General features: G+C 64.7%; 11 protein-coding genes. 5 read left to right on the forward strand and 6 right to left on the reverse strand.

From position 1 onward, the window contains the following. Nucleotides 1-5: 5 nt before the first annotated feature. Complete coding sequence (locus ACQ4WL_RS09995; protein ID WP_436509564.1) at nucleotides 6-3,392, reverse strand: hypothetical protein; 3,387 nt, start codon at nucleotides 3,390-3,392, stop codon at nucleotides 6-8. A 229-nt stretch (nucleotides 3,393-3,621) separates the two neighbouring features. On the opposite strand from ACQ4WL_RS09995, the gene ACQ4WL_RS10000 reads away from it, so the two are divergent. Beyond that, entirely contained in the window at nucleotides 3,622-3,888 is a 267-nt protein-coding gene (locus ACQ4WL_RS10000; protein ID WP_436509565.1) for a hypothetical protein, read from the forward strand. Here the strand turns inward: ACQ4WL_RS10000 and ACQ4WL_RS10005 are convergent. Next, entirely contained in the window at nucleotides 3,842-4,945 is a 1,104-nt protein-coding gene (locus ACQ4WL_RS10005) for a DNA topoisomerase IB (protein ID WP_436509566.1), read from the reverse strand. The two genes, ACQ4WL_RS10000 and ACQ4WL_RS10005, sit on opposite strands and share 47 nt — an antisense overlap. Before the next feature lie 92 nt (nucleotides 4,946-5,037). Here ACQ4WL_RS10005 and ACQ4WL_RS10010 point away from each other — a divergent pair, with 92 nt between their 5' ends. After that, nucleotides 5,038-5,421, forward strand: a complete 384-nt coding sequence (locus ACQ4WL_RS10010) for a YkvA family protein (RefSeq protein ID WP_099763967.1) — start codon at nucleotides 5,038-5,040, stop codon at nucleotides 5,419-5,421. Here ACQ4WL_RS10010 and ACQ4WL_RS10015 read toward each other — a convergent pair. The 4 genes from ACQ4WL_RS10015 to ACQ4WL_RS10030 all read right to left on the reverse strand — a co-directional run bounded on the left by ACQ4WL_RS10015 (nucleotide 5,418) and on the right by ACQ4WL_RS10030 (nucleotide 9,435). After that, nucleotides 5,418-5,579 (reverse strand): hypothetical protein, encoded by a 162-nt coding sequence (locus ACQ4WL_RS10015; RefSeq protein WP_436509567.1) that lies wholly within the window; start codon nucleotides 5,577-5,579, stop codon nucleotides 5,418-5,420. The genes ACQ4WL_RS10010 and ACQ4WL_RS10015 overlap by 4 nt on opposite strands. Before the next feature lie 91 nt (nucleotides 5,580-5,670). Beyond that, the gene (locus ACQ4WL_RS10020; RefSeq protein WP_436509568.1) at nucleotides 5,671-6,852 is read right to left on the reverse strand and encodes a serine hydrolase domain-containing protein; all 1,182 of its coding nucleotides are present in this window, start codon (nucleotides 6,850-6,852) and stop codon (nucleotides 5,671-5,673) included. A gap of 121 nt (nucleotides 6,853-6,973) precedes the next feature. Next, nucleotides 6,974-8,269 (reverse strand): cation:proton antiporter, encoded by a 1,296-nt coding sequence (locus ACQ4WL_RS10025; protein WP_436509569.1) that lies wholly within the window; start codon nucleotides 8,267-8,269, stop codon nucleotides 6,974-6,976. Between the two features lie 50 nt (nucleotides 8,270-8,319). Then, nucleotides 8,320-9,435, reverse strand: coding sequence for a mechanosensitive ion channel family protein (locus ACQ4WL_RS10030; RefSeq protein WP_436509570.1), 1,116 nt, complete (start codon nucleotides 9,433-9,435; stop codon nucleotides 8,320-8,322). Nucleotides 9,436-9,674: 239 nt separating this feature from the next. Between ACQ4WL_RS10030 and ACQ4WL_RS10035 the strand changes: the two genes are divergently transcribed. From ACQ4WL_RS10035 to ACQ4WL_RS10045, 3 genes are read left to right on the forward strand one after another with little or no spacing between them, the layout of a single operon-like run. Next, nucleotides 9,675-11,963, forward strand: a complete 2,289-nt coding sequence (locus ACQ4WL_RS10035; RefSeq protein WP_436509571.1) for an alpha,alpha-trehalose-phosphate synthase (UDP-forming) — start codon at nucleotides 9,675-9,677, stop codon at nucleotides 11,961-11,963. Further along, nucleotides 11,963-12,754, forward strand: coding sequence for a trehalose-phosphatase (gene otsB, locus ACQ4WL_RS10040; protein WP_436509572.1), 792 nt, complete (start codon nucleotides 11,963-11,965; stop codon nucleotides 12,752-12,754). Before ACQ4WL_RS10035 ends, otsB begins: the two co-directional genes overlap by 1 nt. Beyond that, nucleotides 12,726-14,612, forward strand: coding sequence for a glycoside hydrolase family 15 protein (locus tag ACQ4WL_RS10045; protein WP_436509655.1), 1,887 nt, complete (start codon nucleotides 12,726-12,728; stop codon nucleotides 14,610-14,612). Before otsB ends, ACQ4WL_RS10045 begins: the two co-directional genes overlap by 29 nt. The last annotated feature ends 20 nt before the right edge of the window (nucleotides 14,613-14,632 follow it).

Below are 14,632 nucleotides of genomic sequence, written 5' to 3' on the forward strand. Positions count from 1 at the left end.
CCTGCTTACGGATGGGCCGTGATGCTGATGTGCCAGTGGCTCAGGTGTCCCGCCTCGATGTGCACTTTGACCGGCTTGCTCCAGGCGCCCGCACCCGGGATCTTGTCGGCCGGATCGGCGGAAAAACGTCCGTCGACGAGGGCCAGCTTGATGAAGCTGGGGCCGATGTAGATGATACGCGTGCTGGCCGGCGCCGCTTCCTGGGCCAGCATGGCCCGGTTCGCCGCGATCCATGCCAGCAGGGCTGCCAGTTTCGGCTTTTGCGCGGGGTTGGCCGCCACTTCCGCCTTCGCGTCGAGGATCAACTGGTGAATGGCCGCGCCATCGTTCTGGCCGCCCAGCGCATCCGTGTAGCCGCCCGCGCCGTCCGCGTAGCGCAAGTCGATCTGCTGGCCGTCGCTGTGGCCGCTGTGGCCGAGGATGGAACGGCCCGTTGCCGTTTGCGTCACGTGCTGGCCGCTGATATCGTCGAAACGGTAAGCCTTGCCCGCCAGCCAGGCGATGACCAGGCGCGTGGCCCATGAATCGCCACCCGCGTCGCGCGTGCCGTAGCGCCGCGCCGCCAGCGCCGCCTCGTTGTTGGCCAGATACAGTGGGATGTAGGCCGTGTCGCCCTTGAATTCCACTTGCCCCCCTTCGGCCGGATCGGAGCTGGCATCGACATTCTCGACGCGGCCCGTCAGGCGCAGCGTGATGACGGCCTTCTTGTCGAGTTTTTCGCCGGCAAAGGCGGGCAGCACCAGGTTGGGAAATTTTACTGTGCCGGCAGTCTTGGTATTGGTCTGGGACAATAAATTCTCCGTGCTGAAGGCGGGATTGCCGCCGCCGGAAGAAACGCCAATATTGACTTCCGTAATCGTCGCGGCCGCCGGCGTGTAGTGCAATTCCAGCGGCAAGGTGTGGGTGGCCGTGGCCGCGCCTTGCGACACGGATACATACGGCCCCGCCAAATTGCCCGTCAGCTTGATCGGCTGCAGCACGGGGTGGCCGGCCTTGTTCGGCGAGAGGAATTTTGCCTGCGTCACCTTCAAGCCCTTGCACACGAGGCTCAGTTCCACCGTCGTGACGGTGGTCAGGGCGCTGTCGCCGATATTCGTGGCACTGACATTGCCGCCCAGGCTCAAAGCCCCAGCCTGAGTTTGCTTGCTGACATCGACGCATTCCGTCCTGACGATGGTGCCCTGCGTGAAGTGCGTCTGGTTGACGGCGCCCGTGGCGGCCAGGTTGACCCCGGGCAAACCCGTTACGGCGTACGACCAGGTATCGTTGTACTGGCTTTGCGCCGTCGTGTAGACGGGGTACTCGGCCGTACTGACGGTGATTTTCACGCCCACGTTTTTCGTGCCCTTGGGCACCGTGAAGGCGACGGGCGAGGTGATGGTCTGGTTTTGCGCGACCGCCGTGGCCGTAAACGTCTTGCTGCCCTCGTCCTCCTGTGGCGTGACGTCGCTCTTGCTGCGGGAGCTGGCCGGTACCGCGCGCGCTGGCGGGCCGGCGCCATCCTGCGTGACGTTGCCCGCCACATAGCTCTGCGTCGGGGCGGTGCGCTGGGCCAGGCCGGGTCCGTACGGATACACGATGCCGACGCTGACGGTGCTGCTGTTGTCGAAGACGACGGCGCTGACGCTGACCACGTTCGGGTGGACCAGATCGTTCAAGGTCAGCTGGTAGGTGTCGGGCAGCACGCCATCGAAGTGGAAGGCGCCCGTGGCGTCGACCACGGCTACCTGGCGCTGGTGGCTGTTGTAGCCCGCTAATAACATCTTCTTGCCGGCCAGCCCCGTGGCATTGCTGCCCGTGGGCGTGCGCAGCTGGCCTTGCAGGGAGGTAGCGGACTTGACGACGATCAAGGCATAGCTGGCCGTGAATTCGCCATCCTGCGAGACGAAATTGAGGTTCAGGTCGTAGCTGCCGTTGGGCAAGGATGCCAACAATTGCTGCATGGCCGTGGCGCTGATGCTGAAGGTGCCGCTGGCCGCATCGAAGACCCAATACTGCTTGAGGCTGACGGCCACGCCGTTCGGCCTGGACAGCAAGCCGTCGCTGTCGTCCTGCAGGGCCAGTGACGGCGCGCCCACCAGGCGGAACGCCAGGGCGCCCGGCTGCAGGCGGTTGTTCGGTCCCAGGCCCGTGATGCCCAGCACGGGTGCCGTGGCGGGCAGGTTGCCGTCGTCGTCCGGCTCCACATAGGTTTCCACGGCCGTGGGCAGGTCCGTCTGGATCAGCAGGTTCAGGGTGGTGACGCTGTTGCCCTTGCTGAGGGAAAACTGCGCGTGCTGGTCTACGCCCGTGTCGCCTGGCGTCGAAAAGCGCAGGCTGCCGTCCTGCAGCAGCACGTCCGTGACGGCGCCGCTGACCTTGACGCTGTCGGCGCCGTCCGTCAAACCCAGCTCGGCCAGCGACAGCGTCACCACTTGCGCGGGCCGCACGGGATCGAGTTCGATGCTGGCGTTGGCGCTGAAGGTCCACGCCAGCGCCGCGCTCTGGAAGGCGATGTTGCGATCGATGCGCAGGATGATGGTGTCGTCGGGCCTGACGGTGGCGCCCGCGTCGATGCTGCCGGCCAGCACCTCGCCATCGATGATGGTGCTGCCTTCCGGTGCGCTGGTCAGCACGGCTTGCACATTGCTGGCCGCCGCGCGGCTGTTGTTGCGGATGTGCACGCGGTAGGTGTAGTCCCAGACTGTGCGGCTGACGCGCTGTTCGGCCACTTTTTCCAGTTGCGTTACTTCGAAGTCCCCGGCGGCCTGGACGGTGGTGCTGGTAGTCGCTGCGGCGGCCAGCATGACTTTCGGCGCGGGAGGCTGGGTGGGATCGTTCGGCCCGCCGCAGGCGCACAGGCCCAGCGCCAGGCCCGTGGCCAGCGCGGTGGTGGCCAACTGGCGCCGCCGCAGGCAGGCGATGGCCAGCATGCCGGCCAGCAGCAGCCATGGCGTGGACGGCAGGGCGACGGCGGCCGGCTGCGTGCTGCCCGCCTCGAGCTCGATGAAGGAAACGGGGTCGAGGAGGGAAAACGGCTGCGCGCCAGGGCTGCCCGCGCCCAGGTAATCGAAGGTGACGGAAAAGCCGATGGCCGTGGCGCCGGGATTGATACCGCCGGCCAGCGCCAGCGCATCGAAATAGCCGCTGGCGGGAATGGCCGGATCGGGCTGCACCAGCAGCACGTCCCAGCCGGGCGCCGTGGAGATGTTGTGCAGATTGGCGTACTGGCCCACGCTGAAGAACAGCGTGAATTCCTCGATGGGGACGGCCAGGGCGGTATTGCTGACGGTATAGTCGTAGCGCCACTGCGTGCCACCCAGCGAGGTCGCCGTGTAGCCGATGCTGGTGGCGTGCGCGGCAGACATCGCGCACAGCAGCAGCGCCAGCAGCGCCTGTTTAATAAAGTTCATGACCGTTCCCCCGTTAACTGGCGCCAAGCGTGCCCAGGCAAGAGGTCAAGCAGGAAGCGTTCCCGTATAAATTGTGCTGCAAAAACAAGGGCTTGGCTGATACGGGCCAGCGCCGGTGTCAAATCTACCGACACGTGTCTTTAGGGATGAGCGCTGTCAGCGTTGTCCTACCCATCTTGTCGAAACTGTCTGATTGTATGCCTTGCGGAAACCCGCGATGATCGTGTTCATGCTGCAACAGCCAACCAGTCCGACGGAGTATGCGATGCCCAAGCCAGACCAGTCCATTCACGTGAACAAGCCGTTCCTGCTGATCTGCCTGTTCACCTTCTCGACCCTGGCGGCCACCTGGATGAATACGGACGATGCGCAAACGAACGACGCCGCGCCAGCGCCCGTGGCGCGCGATGCGGGCCACGGCGCCTTGCCGGCCTGCAGCAGCGACGCCCTCACACTGTCGGCCCGGTGCCAGCCGCAGCCCGCGCGCCAGGCTTGACCTGAGCGGCCCTTTGCAGCCGCTGCTGCAGCAAGGCCAGCACGGCCGCTTCTTCCGGCGCCAGCGCCGGCAAGTCCCCTTGCAACTGCTGCCGCGCCCGCGCGCGCATGCCTTCTAATAAACTGCCATCCAGATACGATTCCAGCACGGCCGGGTGCACATAGCACTTGCGGCAGATCGTCGGCGTGTTGCCCAGCTTTTTTGCCACGGACTCGATCGCCTGCACGATGTTTTTCTTTGCTTGCGCCTCGGAATCGACTTGCTCGAACGCTTGCAGCGCCAGCGCCGCCAGCAAGGTGCCGGACCAGGTACGGAAATCCTTGGCCGTGTAGTCTTCTCCCGTCACTTCGCGCAGGTAATCGTTGACATCGCCCGAATCGAGGCCGTGGCGCGCGCCATCGGCATCGACATATTGAAACAGTTCCTGCCCCGGCAGTTCGCGCATGCGCTGCAGCACCCTGGCCAGGCGCCGGTCGCTCAGGCCGATAGCGTGGCGCACGCCGCTCTTGCCCTTGAAGTGAAAGGCCACGGCGCTGCCGTCGACGTGCACGTGGCGCGTGCGCAGGGTAGTCAGGCCGAACGATTTGTTCGTGCGCGCGTATTCCTCGTTGCCGATGCGCATCATCGTCAATTCCAGCAGGTGCACGATGGTGGCCAGTACTTTTTCACGCGGCAAGCCGGGCAGCTGCATGCCGCGCGCGACGGCGGCGCGGATGGCGGGCAGGGCGCGGCCAAAGCTGAGTATGCGCTCATATTTCACTTCGTCGCGCACCTTGCGCCAGCGCGCATGGTAGTGGTATTGCTTATGGCCGCGCGCATCGCGCCCCGTCGCCTGCAGGTGGCCATTCGCGTGCGGGCAGATCCACACGTCCGTCCAGGCCGGCGGAATGGCCAGCGCCTTGATGCGCGTCAAGGTGGGTGCGTCGCGCAGGAGCTGGCCATCCGCGTCGCGGTAGCGGAACTTGCCGGGCTTGCCCGATCGGGCGATGCCGCTTTGATGGTCGCCCGTGTAGCGCAGGCCGGCGGCGCGGGCCGTGGTGGTGGCAGATATTTCCATGACGATAGCTTACCTTGCACGTCTCGCACCCGGCGCGCCGTTATGCTAAGGTGCGCATTCGTAACGCCGTGCGCGGCAGACAGGAGCAGCAGATGTTTGGCAGAAAAAAGAATCTGGAACAAGACCACGCCCCCCAGGCCGACAAGCAGTATGAAAAGAAATACACGGAAGACAGCTTCTGGGACAAGGTCGTCAAGTTCGCCAAGACGGCGGGACGCGAAGTCATCGAAAAAGCCCTGTGGCTGTACTACGCGGCGCAGCAGCCAAATACCCCGCTGTGGGCCAAGACGGCCATTTACGGCGCGCTCGGCTATTTCATTTCGCCCATCGATGCGATTCCCGACATCACGCCCGTGGTCGGCTATGCTGATGACCTGGCCGTGCTGGCGGCAGCCGTCGCCACGGTTGCCACCTACATCACGGCCGAGGTCAAGGAGCGCGCCGCCGACAAGCTGCGCGGCTGGTTTGGCGCCTAGCCTCCTGGAGCGGGCTGACCCTTGTCCGCATTGCGGTAGCGGACCCTGGCCTCGGCCTTCTTCACCGCCTCGCTGGCGATGTTCTGTGCCTTGATGCGGGCTTTTTCACTCTTGCTGCGCTGCTGCGCGACGTCTTTGTTGCCGATGCGGTTAGTCATGCTGGTCTCCTCGTTGAGTGTCAAGTTTGACCAGCACAGCATACGTTCTTGCCTGGGCGCGACCGTGCGCCCGCTCACACAAGCTGCATGCCTACCTGGCTTGCGCGCCGCTGCCGCCATGGGCCAGCAGGCGCCGCACGACTTCTTTCTGGAATGAACGAAACTCCTTGTCGGCGCTGACGTTGGCGAAGGCCAGCACGGCTGTCTTGCTGGCGCGGTCGACGCAGACGACGGACGCGGCGCCCGGGTCGCCGCCGCCGTGCGTGGCCAGCGGCTTGCCGTCGATGTCGCGCAGCAGCCAGACCAGGGCCTGGCGCACGGACGCATCGGCGGGCGAAACGGGAGCCGCTTGTGGGGCGAAAAACAATTGCAAAGTGGCGTCTTGCAGGTAGCGGTGGCCCTCGACCCGGCCGCCATTGCTGAAGATGGCCAGGAAACGGGCAAAGTCATGCGCCGAGCTGCGCAGCAGGCCGGCCGGCCAGTCGGGATAGCCGACTGGCGGCAGCACTTGCAAGCCCGGTTCCTTGTGCGCATATGGCTGGGCGACGACGGCGCGCCGCGGCAGGCCGGCCAGGTTCCAGGCCGTGCTGTCCATGCCCAGCGGTTCGAACAGGTGTTCGTGCGCGTAGGCGTCGAGGCCATCGGGGTTCAAACGGCCCACCAGATAGCCGAGCAGGGCGATGCCGACATTGCTGTAGCGCCATTCTGTGCCGGGCCGGGCCGCAAACGACAGGTCAGCGTCATACCAGGCGCCGCCGCGCGACAGATAGCCCTTGACGAAGTCGCGCAGCGGTAATCGTGGGTCGCCCTGCACGGCAAACGCCGTCGTCTTGTCATACACGGCGTCGGAAATGCCCGAGGTGTGGCTGAGCAAATGGCGAAAGGTGATGGGTACGTCGGGAAACTTCGGATGCATGAGCGGGAAGTCCAGATAGGCCGCCACCTTGTCGTCGAGCTGGAAGGCGCCCTGTTCCAGCAGCATCATGACGGCCGTGGCCGTGACGAGCTTGCTGACGGAGGCGACATGAAACACCGTGTTGGCATCGGCTTTCTTGCCGGCCTGGATGTCGGCCCAGCCATAACCGCGCGCAAAAATGGTTTGCTCGCCGCGCACCACGGCCACGCTCATGCCCGGCGTTTCCGTGCGGGCCAGGCCATCGCGCATGAAGCCGTCAAATTCCGTTTCCCATGCCAGCCTGGCCGGATCGGTGGCGCAGCCCGTTTGCAGCAGGGCCAGTGAGACGCCCAGTCCCAGCACGCTTCTTCGTTTCATTGATTCTCTCTTTGCTGTTTTTAATGATCTTAACAATATTTTCGCCCGCCATAGGGGCAATTGACAAAACATTGCTTTGCAGCAATGACAAATGGGGCTGACCGGTGCCTATTTGCACCAGCTATTTGCGCCAGTAGCGTTCCAGCAGGGGCTTGACCGTCAGGCCGTGCGCGACGATGGACAGGATGACGACCACAAGGGTGATGTCGGCCAGTTCGCGCGCCAGGCCGCGCGGCAAGCCATGGGCGATGGCATAGCTGAGGTAGTACAAGGAGCCGATGCCGCGCACGCCGAACCACGCGGCCAATCCCCGCAGGCGCACGCTGGTGCCCGAGGCCAACAAACCGAGCATCACGCTGGCCGGGCGCGCCACCAGCAGCAGGAACAGCGCCACGCTCCACGCCTGCCAACTCCAGGCGGCGGCCGTGACGGTGCCGCCCAGCAACAGCACCAGGGTCAGTTCGGACAGGCGCTCCAGGTGTTCCTTGAAAACGAGGGACTCGCCGCTGACGGTCAGCGCTACCTCGCTGCCGTGCGGCTTGGCGGCGGACACGGCATGGGTTTCCTTGGCCTGCAGCAAGCCTTGCCGGTCTTCGGGCGCGCCGGCCAGCCGCAGTTCCGTCTGGCGCAAGGCCACGCCGGCAAAGAACACGGCCAAAAAGCCCCACGCGTGCAGCCAGGTGGCCACGCCATACACGAGGGCGATCAAGCCCAGGGCCGCCAAGTCGTCCAGCATCGCGTGTTTCGGTTCCTTGGCGCGCACCTGCCAGCCCAGCCAGGCCAGCAGTGCGCCGCCGGCCGCGCCCAGGGCGATGGCCGCTCCGCTGGCCCAGAATAAATCGCGCCACAGCCAGGTGCCGCCATGCGGTCCCAGCTCATGCAGGCCCAGCAAGCCCAGGCCCAGCATGACGAAAGGAAAGCCGCTGCCATCGTTCATGCCCGCTTCGCTGGTGAGGATGAAACGCAATTGCTCGCTGTCGCCCGCATGACGCAGCTGCACATCGGTGGCCAGCACGGGGTCGGTGGGCGCAAGAATGGCGCCCAGCAGCACGCCCGCGCCCAATGGCAGGCCCAGCACCAAGTGGGCGAACGCGGCCACCAGGGCCACGGAGATGGCCATCGACAGCCACGCCAGGCGCAGCGACGGCAGCCAGCGCGCCAGGCTGAAGGGCACGGGCATCTTGACGCCAGCTGAAAACAGGGAGATGAGGACGGCGATTTCCGTCAGGGTTTCCAGCAGGGGCGCCTGCTCCAGCAGGTCGAACGAGAACAGGCCGAGGAACATGGGTCCCAGCAGCAGGCCCACGCCCAGGTAAGCCATGGCCGAAGTCCATGGCACGCGCGCGATGCGGTCGGCACCCAGGCCGCGCGCCAGCATCAGGCAGCCGATCAGGATGAACCAGGCGGTGGTGCTCATGCGAACCATTGTAGCGGCGCATGGGCAAGGGCAGCGCGCCGCAGGTTTTTTTAAGCCTTGTGCAGCAACACCGTATCGTTCTGTGCCTGCATCGCGTGCACCTCAATCGGGTCGTGCGTGGAGCGCAAGCGGGGCAGGCTGTGCGGGTAGTGGGTGGTGATGAAGGCCAGCATTTGCTCGCGCACGATGCAGCGCAGCTCGAAGGCCGTGCCCGAATCTATCGCACTGATCAGAAAGCGCACGCGCACGGCCCGCTCGTTCGAATCCGTCGCCTGCACCGTGCAGACGCGGCCATCCCATTGTGTGGCGCACGCGCAGATGCGCGTCAGTTCCGCGCGCAGCGGCTCGAGCGGGATGCTGAAGTCCAGCCACAGAAAGACCGTGCCCAGGATGTCCGAGGAGGTATGCGTCCAGTTCTCGAATGGATTTTCGATGAACCATTGCAGCGGCACGATCAAACGCCGTTCATCCCACACGCGCACGACCACATACGTGCCCTTGATTTCCTCGACCGTGCCCCATTCGCCATTAACGATCAGCACGTCGTCGATGCGGATGGGTTGAGAGAATGCAATTTGCAGCCCTGCAATGAAATTGCCGAGCACGGGGCGGGCGGCGATACCGGCCACCAGGCCCGCCACGCCGGCTGAAGCGAGCAGGCTGGCGCCGATCTGCCGCGCCCCGGGCAAGGTCAGCAGCACGAAGGACAGGCCCAGGATGACGACGATGGCATGCGCGCTGCGCGTCAGCACGCGGGCCTGGGTGATCCGGCGTCGCGCGCGCAGGTTGTCGGCCGCGTCGACGGGATTGATCTGGGAAATCGTGATGGAAAGCGACTCGATGCATTGCATGGCCAGCCAGGTCAGCGCGATGATCAGTGCCACGCTGGTGAGATGCGACATGGCGACCAGGCCCGGCGTGTCGTCGGGCGCGCCGGCCAGCACCATGCGCAGGCCGAAGACGATCATGCACAGCTGGCTGGCGCGGAAGGCCACGCGCGCGAGGTTGCTGGTGAACGGGTGGCCATTGGCCAGTTTTTTCAGCAAGCTGATGCCGGCCCGGTGCACGACGATGGCGACCACGGTGACGAGCAGGGCGGAAACGAGCACGGTCAGCGCCGAGCGCAGCGGGCCTCCCATCAGCGAGTGAAACGTGCTGAGATCCATAGGCGAAAACTCCTTCGTTGTTGGTGAAATGGATGTCGGAAGCGGCTATTTTACGGGTAGATGGCGTCGCGGGGGCGTGCGTTGCCGTACGGATAAGACTTGCGTCAACGTGGATACTGGCAGAAATTGCTGCGCTGCGCCATGCCACCTTGACGTTTCAATACGCAAAGCAAACGCGCGTCGCCGCATTGGAAACATAGCCATACTTGCCATGCTTTTTGTTTTTGCAAAGGAAACCGATGATAGTACGATCACTGCGAATGTCCTTGCGCTTCATCCTGCCACTGGCCCTCATGCTGGGATTGTTTGCCTATATTGTGGTACCCCTGCTCGATAATATTACCTTGCGCTGGTATGTGCGCGACCTCGACAGCCGGGCGGAATTGCTCGCTGGAACCCTCCGGCCCTCGCTCACCGACTACCTGCCCGCGCAAGACACCGCCCGCATTGGCGAACTGTTCCAGGGCGCCACGCGCGACGAGCGCTTGATCGCCATCGGCTTTTGCGACAATGCGGGCCACTTGCTGTATCAATCCGCGCAATACCCGGCCTCCATCGGTTGCTGGAGCACGCCTCCCACGGGTGGCCTGTACAAATCCCTGGCGCAATTGCCGCAAGGGCAAGTCCACATCAGCGAATCGCCCGTCATGCAGGAGGCGTCCCAGTTGGGCCGCCTGGTACTGGTGCAGGACATGAGCTTTGTCGAACGCCGCAATACCGATACCAAGCGCTTCATCTTTGCCTTCCTGGCCGTGCTGGCCGTCCTGATTTCCCTGATGACCGTGTTCGTCGCCCACCTGAGCTGGCGCGGCTGGCTGTCGGCCGTGAAGGATATCTTGCGGGGCGAATTGTTGCCGAAAAGTAATGGAGCAGTGGCCGCCACCACGGCGCCCGCCGCCGCGCCCGCGCCGCCACCGGAAATGCAGCCGCTGATCGGCGACTTGCGCGAATTGCTGCAGGAATATCACCTGGAACGCCAGAGCGATAGCGGCTGGTCGTCCGACTGGACGCCGGACAAGCTGCGCGCCTTGCTGGAAGCGGACTTGCAGGGCGACCAGGTGCTGGTGGTGTCGAACCGCGAACCGTATATCCACACCAAAACGGAAGATGGGATAGCGGTGCAGCGCCCGGCCAGCGGCCTGGTAACGGCCGTGGAAGCGGTGATGCGCGCCTGTTCCGGCACGTGGATCGCGCATGGCGCCGGTTCCGCCGACCGCGAGACGGTGGATAAATTCGACCACGTGCCCGTGCCGCCCGACAATCCCAGCTATACCTTGCGCCGCGTGTGGCTGACGCAAGAGGAAGAGCAGGGCTATTATTATGGTTTTGCCAATGAAGGCATGTGGCCGCTATGCCATATCGCCCACGTGCGCCCCGTGTTCCGCTCGTCCGACTGGGAGCAGTATGTGAAGGTCAACCGCCGCTTCGCCGACGCCGTGATTGCCGAGGCGAAGACGGACAACCCCGTCGTGCTGGTGCAGGATTACCACTTCGCCTTGCTGCCGCGCATGGTGCGCGAAGCGTTGCCGAAAGCGACGATTATCACTTTCTGGCATATCCCCTGGCCGAACTCGGAATCGTTCGGCATTTGCCCGTGGCGCGAAGAAATCCTCGACGGCTTGCTGGGCAGCACGATCCTCGGTTTCCACACGCCATTTCACCGCAAGAATTTCCTCGAAACGGTGGACCGCTACCTGGAAACGCGCATCGAGCCGGAAGCGTCGACGATTTCCTATGGTGGCGAGATGACGCAGGTCGAGGATTACCCGATTTCCATTGCCTGGCCCGAGGACAATCCGGCGCAGCCCGACGTGGCCACTTGCCGCGCGCAAATCCGTGCCGAACTGGGCGTGGCGCCCGACCACTTGCTGGGCATCGGCGTGGACCGCCTCGACTACACGAAAGGCATCGTCGAGCGCTTCCAGGCCGTCGAGCGCATGCTGGAACAGCAGCCTGGCATGGTGGGCAATTTTACCTTCGTGCAAATCGCCGCCCCCAGCCGCGCTTCGCTCGATGAATATCAAAGCTTCGATGCGCGCGTGCGCAAGATGGTCGAGCGCATCAACCGCCGCTTCGGCAGCGGCAGCTATGTGCCCATCCTGCTGAAAGCCGAACACCATGGCCAGGACGACTTGCAGCGCTATTTCCGGGCCTCGGAAGTGTGCATGGTGACAAGCTTGCATGACGGCATGAATCTGGTGGCCAAGGAATTCATCGCCGCGCGCGACGACGAGCTGGGCGTGCTGGTGCTGTCGCAATTCACGGGCGCGGCGCGCGAGCTGCATGAAGCGCTGATCATCAACCCGTACCACATCGAGCAGGGCGCCGACGCCCTGTACCGCGCCCTCGTGATGCCGCCCGTGGAACAGCGCGAGCGCATGAAGAGCATGCGGGCACGCGTGAAACATTTCAATGTCTACCGCTGGGCCGGGCGCATGCTGCTGGACGCGGCCCGTTTGCGTCAGCGCGACAAGGTCATGACCAAGATCGATGCCCACAGCCGCATCAAGCGGCGCAAGGGGATTTGATGACGGAGATGCCTGACGATAGCGCTGCCCTGTTGCAGCTGCTGAGTATGCCCGGCAGCGCTGTTTTCCTCGACTTCGACGGCACCCTGGTCGACCTGGCGCCCACGCCCGATGGCGTGCGCCTGGAACCGGGCGTGGTCGAAGCGCTGGCGCTGCTGGCCGAGCGCCATGGCGGCGCGCTGGCCCTCATTTCCGGGCGTCCCGTGGCGCAGATCGATGCCATGCTGGCGCCCCTGGTCTTGCCGGTGGCCGGTGTGCATGGCGTGGAGCGGCGCGGCGCCGATGGCGCGCTGCATGTGGCGGCCACGCCCGACGTCTCGCCCGTGCTGGCGTGTGCCCGGGCGCTGGCTTCCTTGCACCCCGGCTTGCTGGTGGAGCACAAGCGGGGCGCCGTGGCCCTGCATTACCGCCTGGCGCCCGAACTGGCGCAATTGTGCTCGCAGGAAATGACTGCGGCCGTGCAAGCGTGTCCCGGGGTATTGCTGTTGCATGGCAAAATGGTGCTGGAAGCCAAGCCGGCCGCCACCGACAAGGGGGGCGCCATCGCCGCCTTCATGCAGGAAGCCCCGTTTGCCGGCCGCCGGCCCGTGTTCGCGGGCGACGATACCACCGATGAGGCAGGCTTTGCCTATGTACAACAAGTTGGCGGGCAGGGCGTGAAAGTGGGCAGCGGCCCCAGCGCCGCCACCCTGCGCCTGGCCAGCCCCGATGCCTTGCGCGCCGCCTTGCTGGCCGCCTCCGTATCCCCAGAAGGAGTAGATGATGACGCAATCCCCGGAACAACTGTATGACACGCCCAGCGGCGCCGCCGCCTCGCAGGTCGCTTCCGCCACTGCGGCGGCCAGCGCATCGGCACCCGTCACCCCCATCCAGGCTAACCTCAACTGCGGCGTGGTGGGCAATTGCGCCTTCAGCGCCCTGATCGACCAGGCCGGGCAGGTCGTCTGGTCGTGCCTGCCCCGCTTCGATGGCGATCCCGTCTTCAACAGCCTGCTGGACGCCACGGAAAATGGCAGCGTGTGGGCCATCGACATTGAAAACTATGCGCGCAGCGAGCAATTCTACGAGCCGAACACTGCCGTACTGCGCACGCGCCTGTACGACACCGAAGGGCGCGGCGTGGAAATCACGGATTTCGCGCCCCGTTTCCTCAGCCGCGACCGCATGTTCCGCCCGCTGATGCTGATCCGCCGCGTGCGCCCGCTCGACCACGCCGTGCGCATCCGCGTGCGCCTGCGCCCCCGCTACGACTGGGGCAGGCTGGCGCCGCAGATCACGCAGGGCAGCCACCATATCCGCTACGTGGGGCCGGAACAGACCTTGCGCCTGAACACGGATGTGTCGCTCAACTATGTGCTGAGCGAAACGTATTTCGTGCTGGGGGGCACGGCCAACTTCCTGCTGGGGCCCGATGAAACCCTGGCCGGCGGCATCGACGAGACGGCGCGCATCTTCGAAAAGGACACCATCAACTACTGGCGCACCTATACGCGCCGCTTGGCCGTGCCGCTGGAATGGCAGGAAGTGGTCATCCGCGCCGCCATCACCTTAAAACTGTCTTTATATGAAGACACGGGCGCCATCATCGCCGCCATGACCACCAGCATTCCCGAAGCACCGGGCAGCAGCCGCAACTGGGATTACCGCTATTGCTGGCTGCGCGACGCCTTCTTCGTCGTGCGGGCATTGAACAGCTTGTCGGAAGTGGGCACGATGGAAGAGTATCTGCGCTGGCTGACGAATATCGTCGCCCGCTCGAAAGGCGGCCACATCCAGCCCCTGTACGGCATCGGCCTGGAAGAACAGTTGCCGGAATCGACGCTAGCCCACTTGCCCGGCTACCGCGGCAACGGCCCCGTGCGCGTCGGCAACCAGGCGCAGGAACACTTCCAGCACGATGTCTACGGCAATATCGTGCTCGGTGCGGCGCAAGCCTTCCTCGACCACCGCCTGTTCCACCGGGCGGGAAAAGCCGAGTTTGCCGCACTGGAAGCCGTGGGCGACCAGGCGTTCAGGCTGCACGCGGAACCGGACGCGGGCATGTGGGAGCTGCGCACGCGGGCGCGCGTCCACACCTCGTCCATGCTGATGAGCTGGGCCGCCTGCGACCGCCTGGCCAAGGTCGCGCATAAGCTGGGCTTGCCGGACCGGGCCGACCACTGGAACAGCCGCGCCGTGCTGATCCGCGAACGCCTGCTGCGCGAAGCGTGGAGCGAGGAGCGCCAGGCGTTCGCGGAAAGCCTGGGCGGGCGCGACCTCGATGCGTCCGTCTTGCTGATGGCGGAAGTCAACTTCATCGACCCCATGGACCCCCGTTTCATCGCCACCGTCGACGCATTGGAAGCATCGCTGTGCGACGGCCCCTACATGCGCCGCTACGAAGCGCCCGACGACTTCGGCAAGCCGGAAACAGCCTTCAACATCTGCACCTTCTGGCGCATCGATGCCCTGGCGCGCATCGGCAGGAAAGACGAAGCGCGCAAAATTTTTGAGACGATGTTGATGGCGCGCAACCATCTGGGCCTGCTGTCGGAAGACACGCATCCTGTGACGGGTGAAATGTGGGGGAATTTCCCGCAGACTTACTCCATGGTCGGCTTGATTAACTGCGCCGTGCGGTTGTCGGCGCCGTGGGATAGCGCGGTTTAAGCTCACCTCAACGGCAAGTT

Origin of the sequence: Janthinobacterium kochi, assembly GCF_051380715.1 — a bacterium.
Taxonomy (GTDB): domain Bacteria; phylum Pseudomonadota; class Gammaproteobacteria; order Burkholderiales; family Burkholderiaceae_D; genus Janthinobacterium.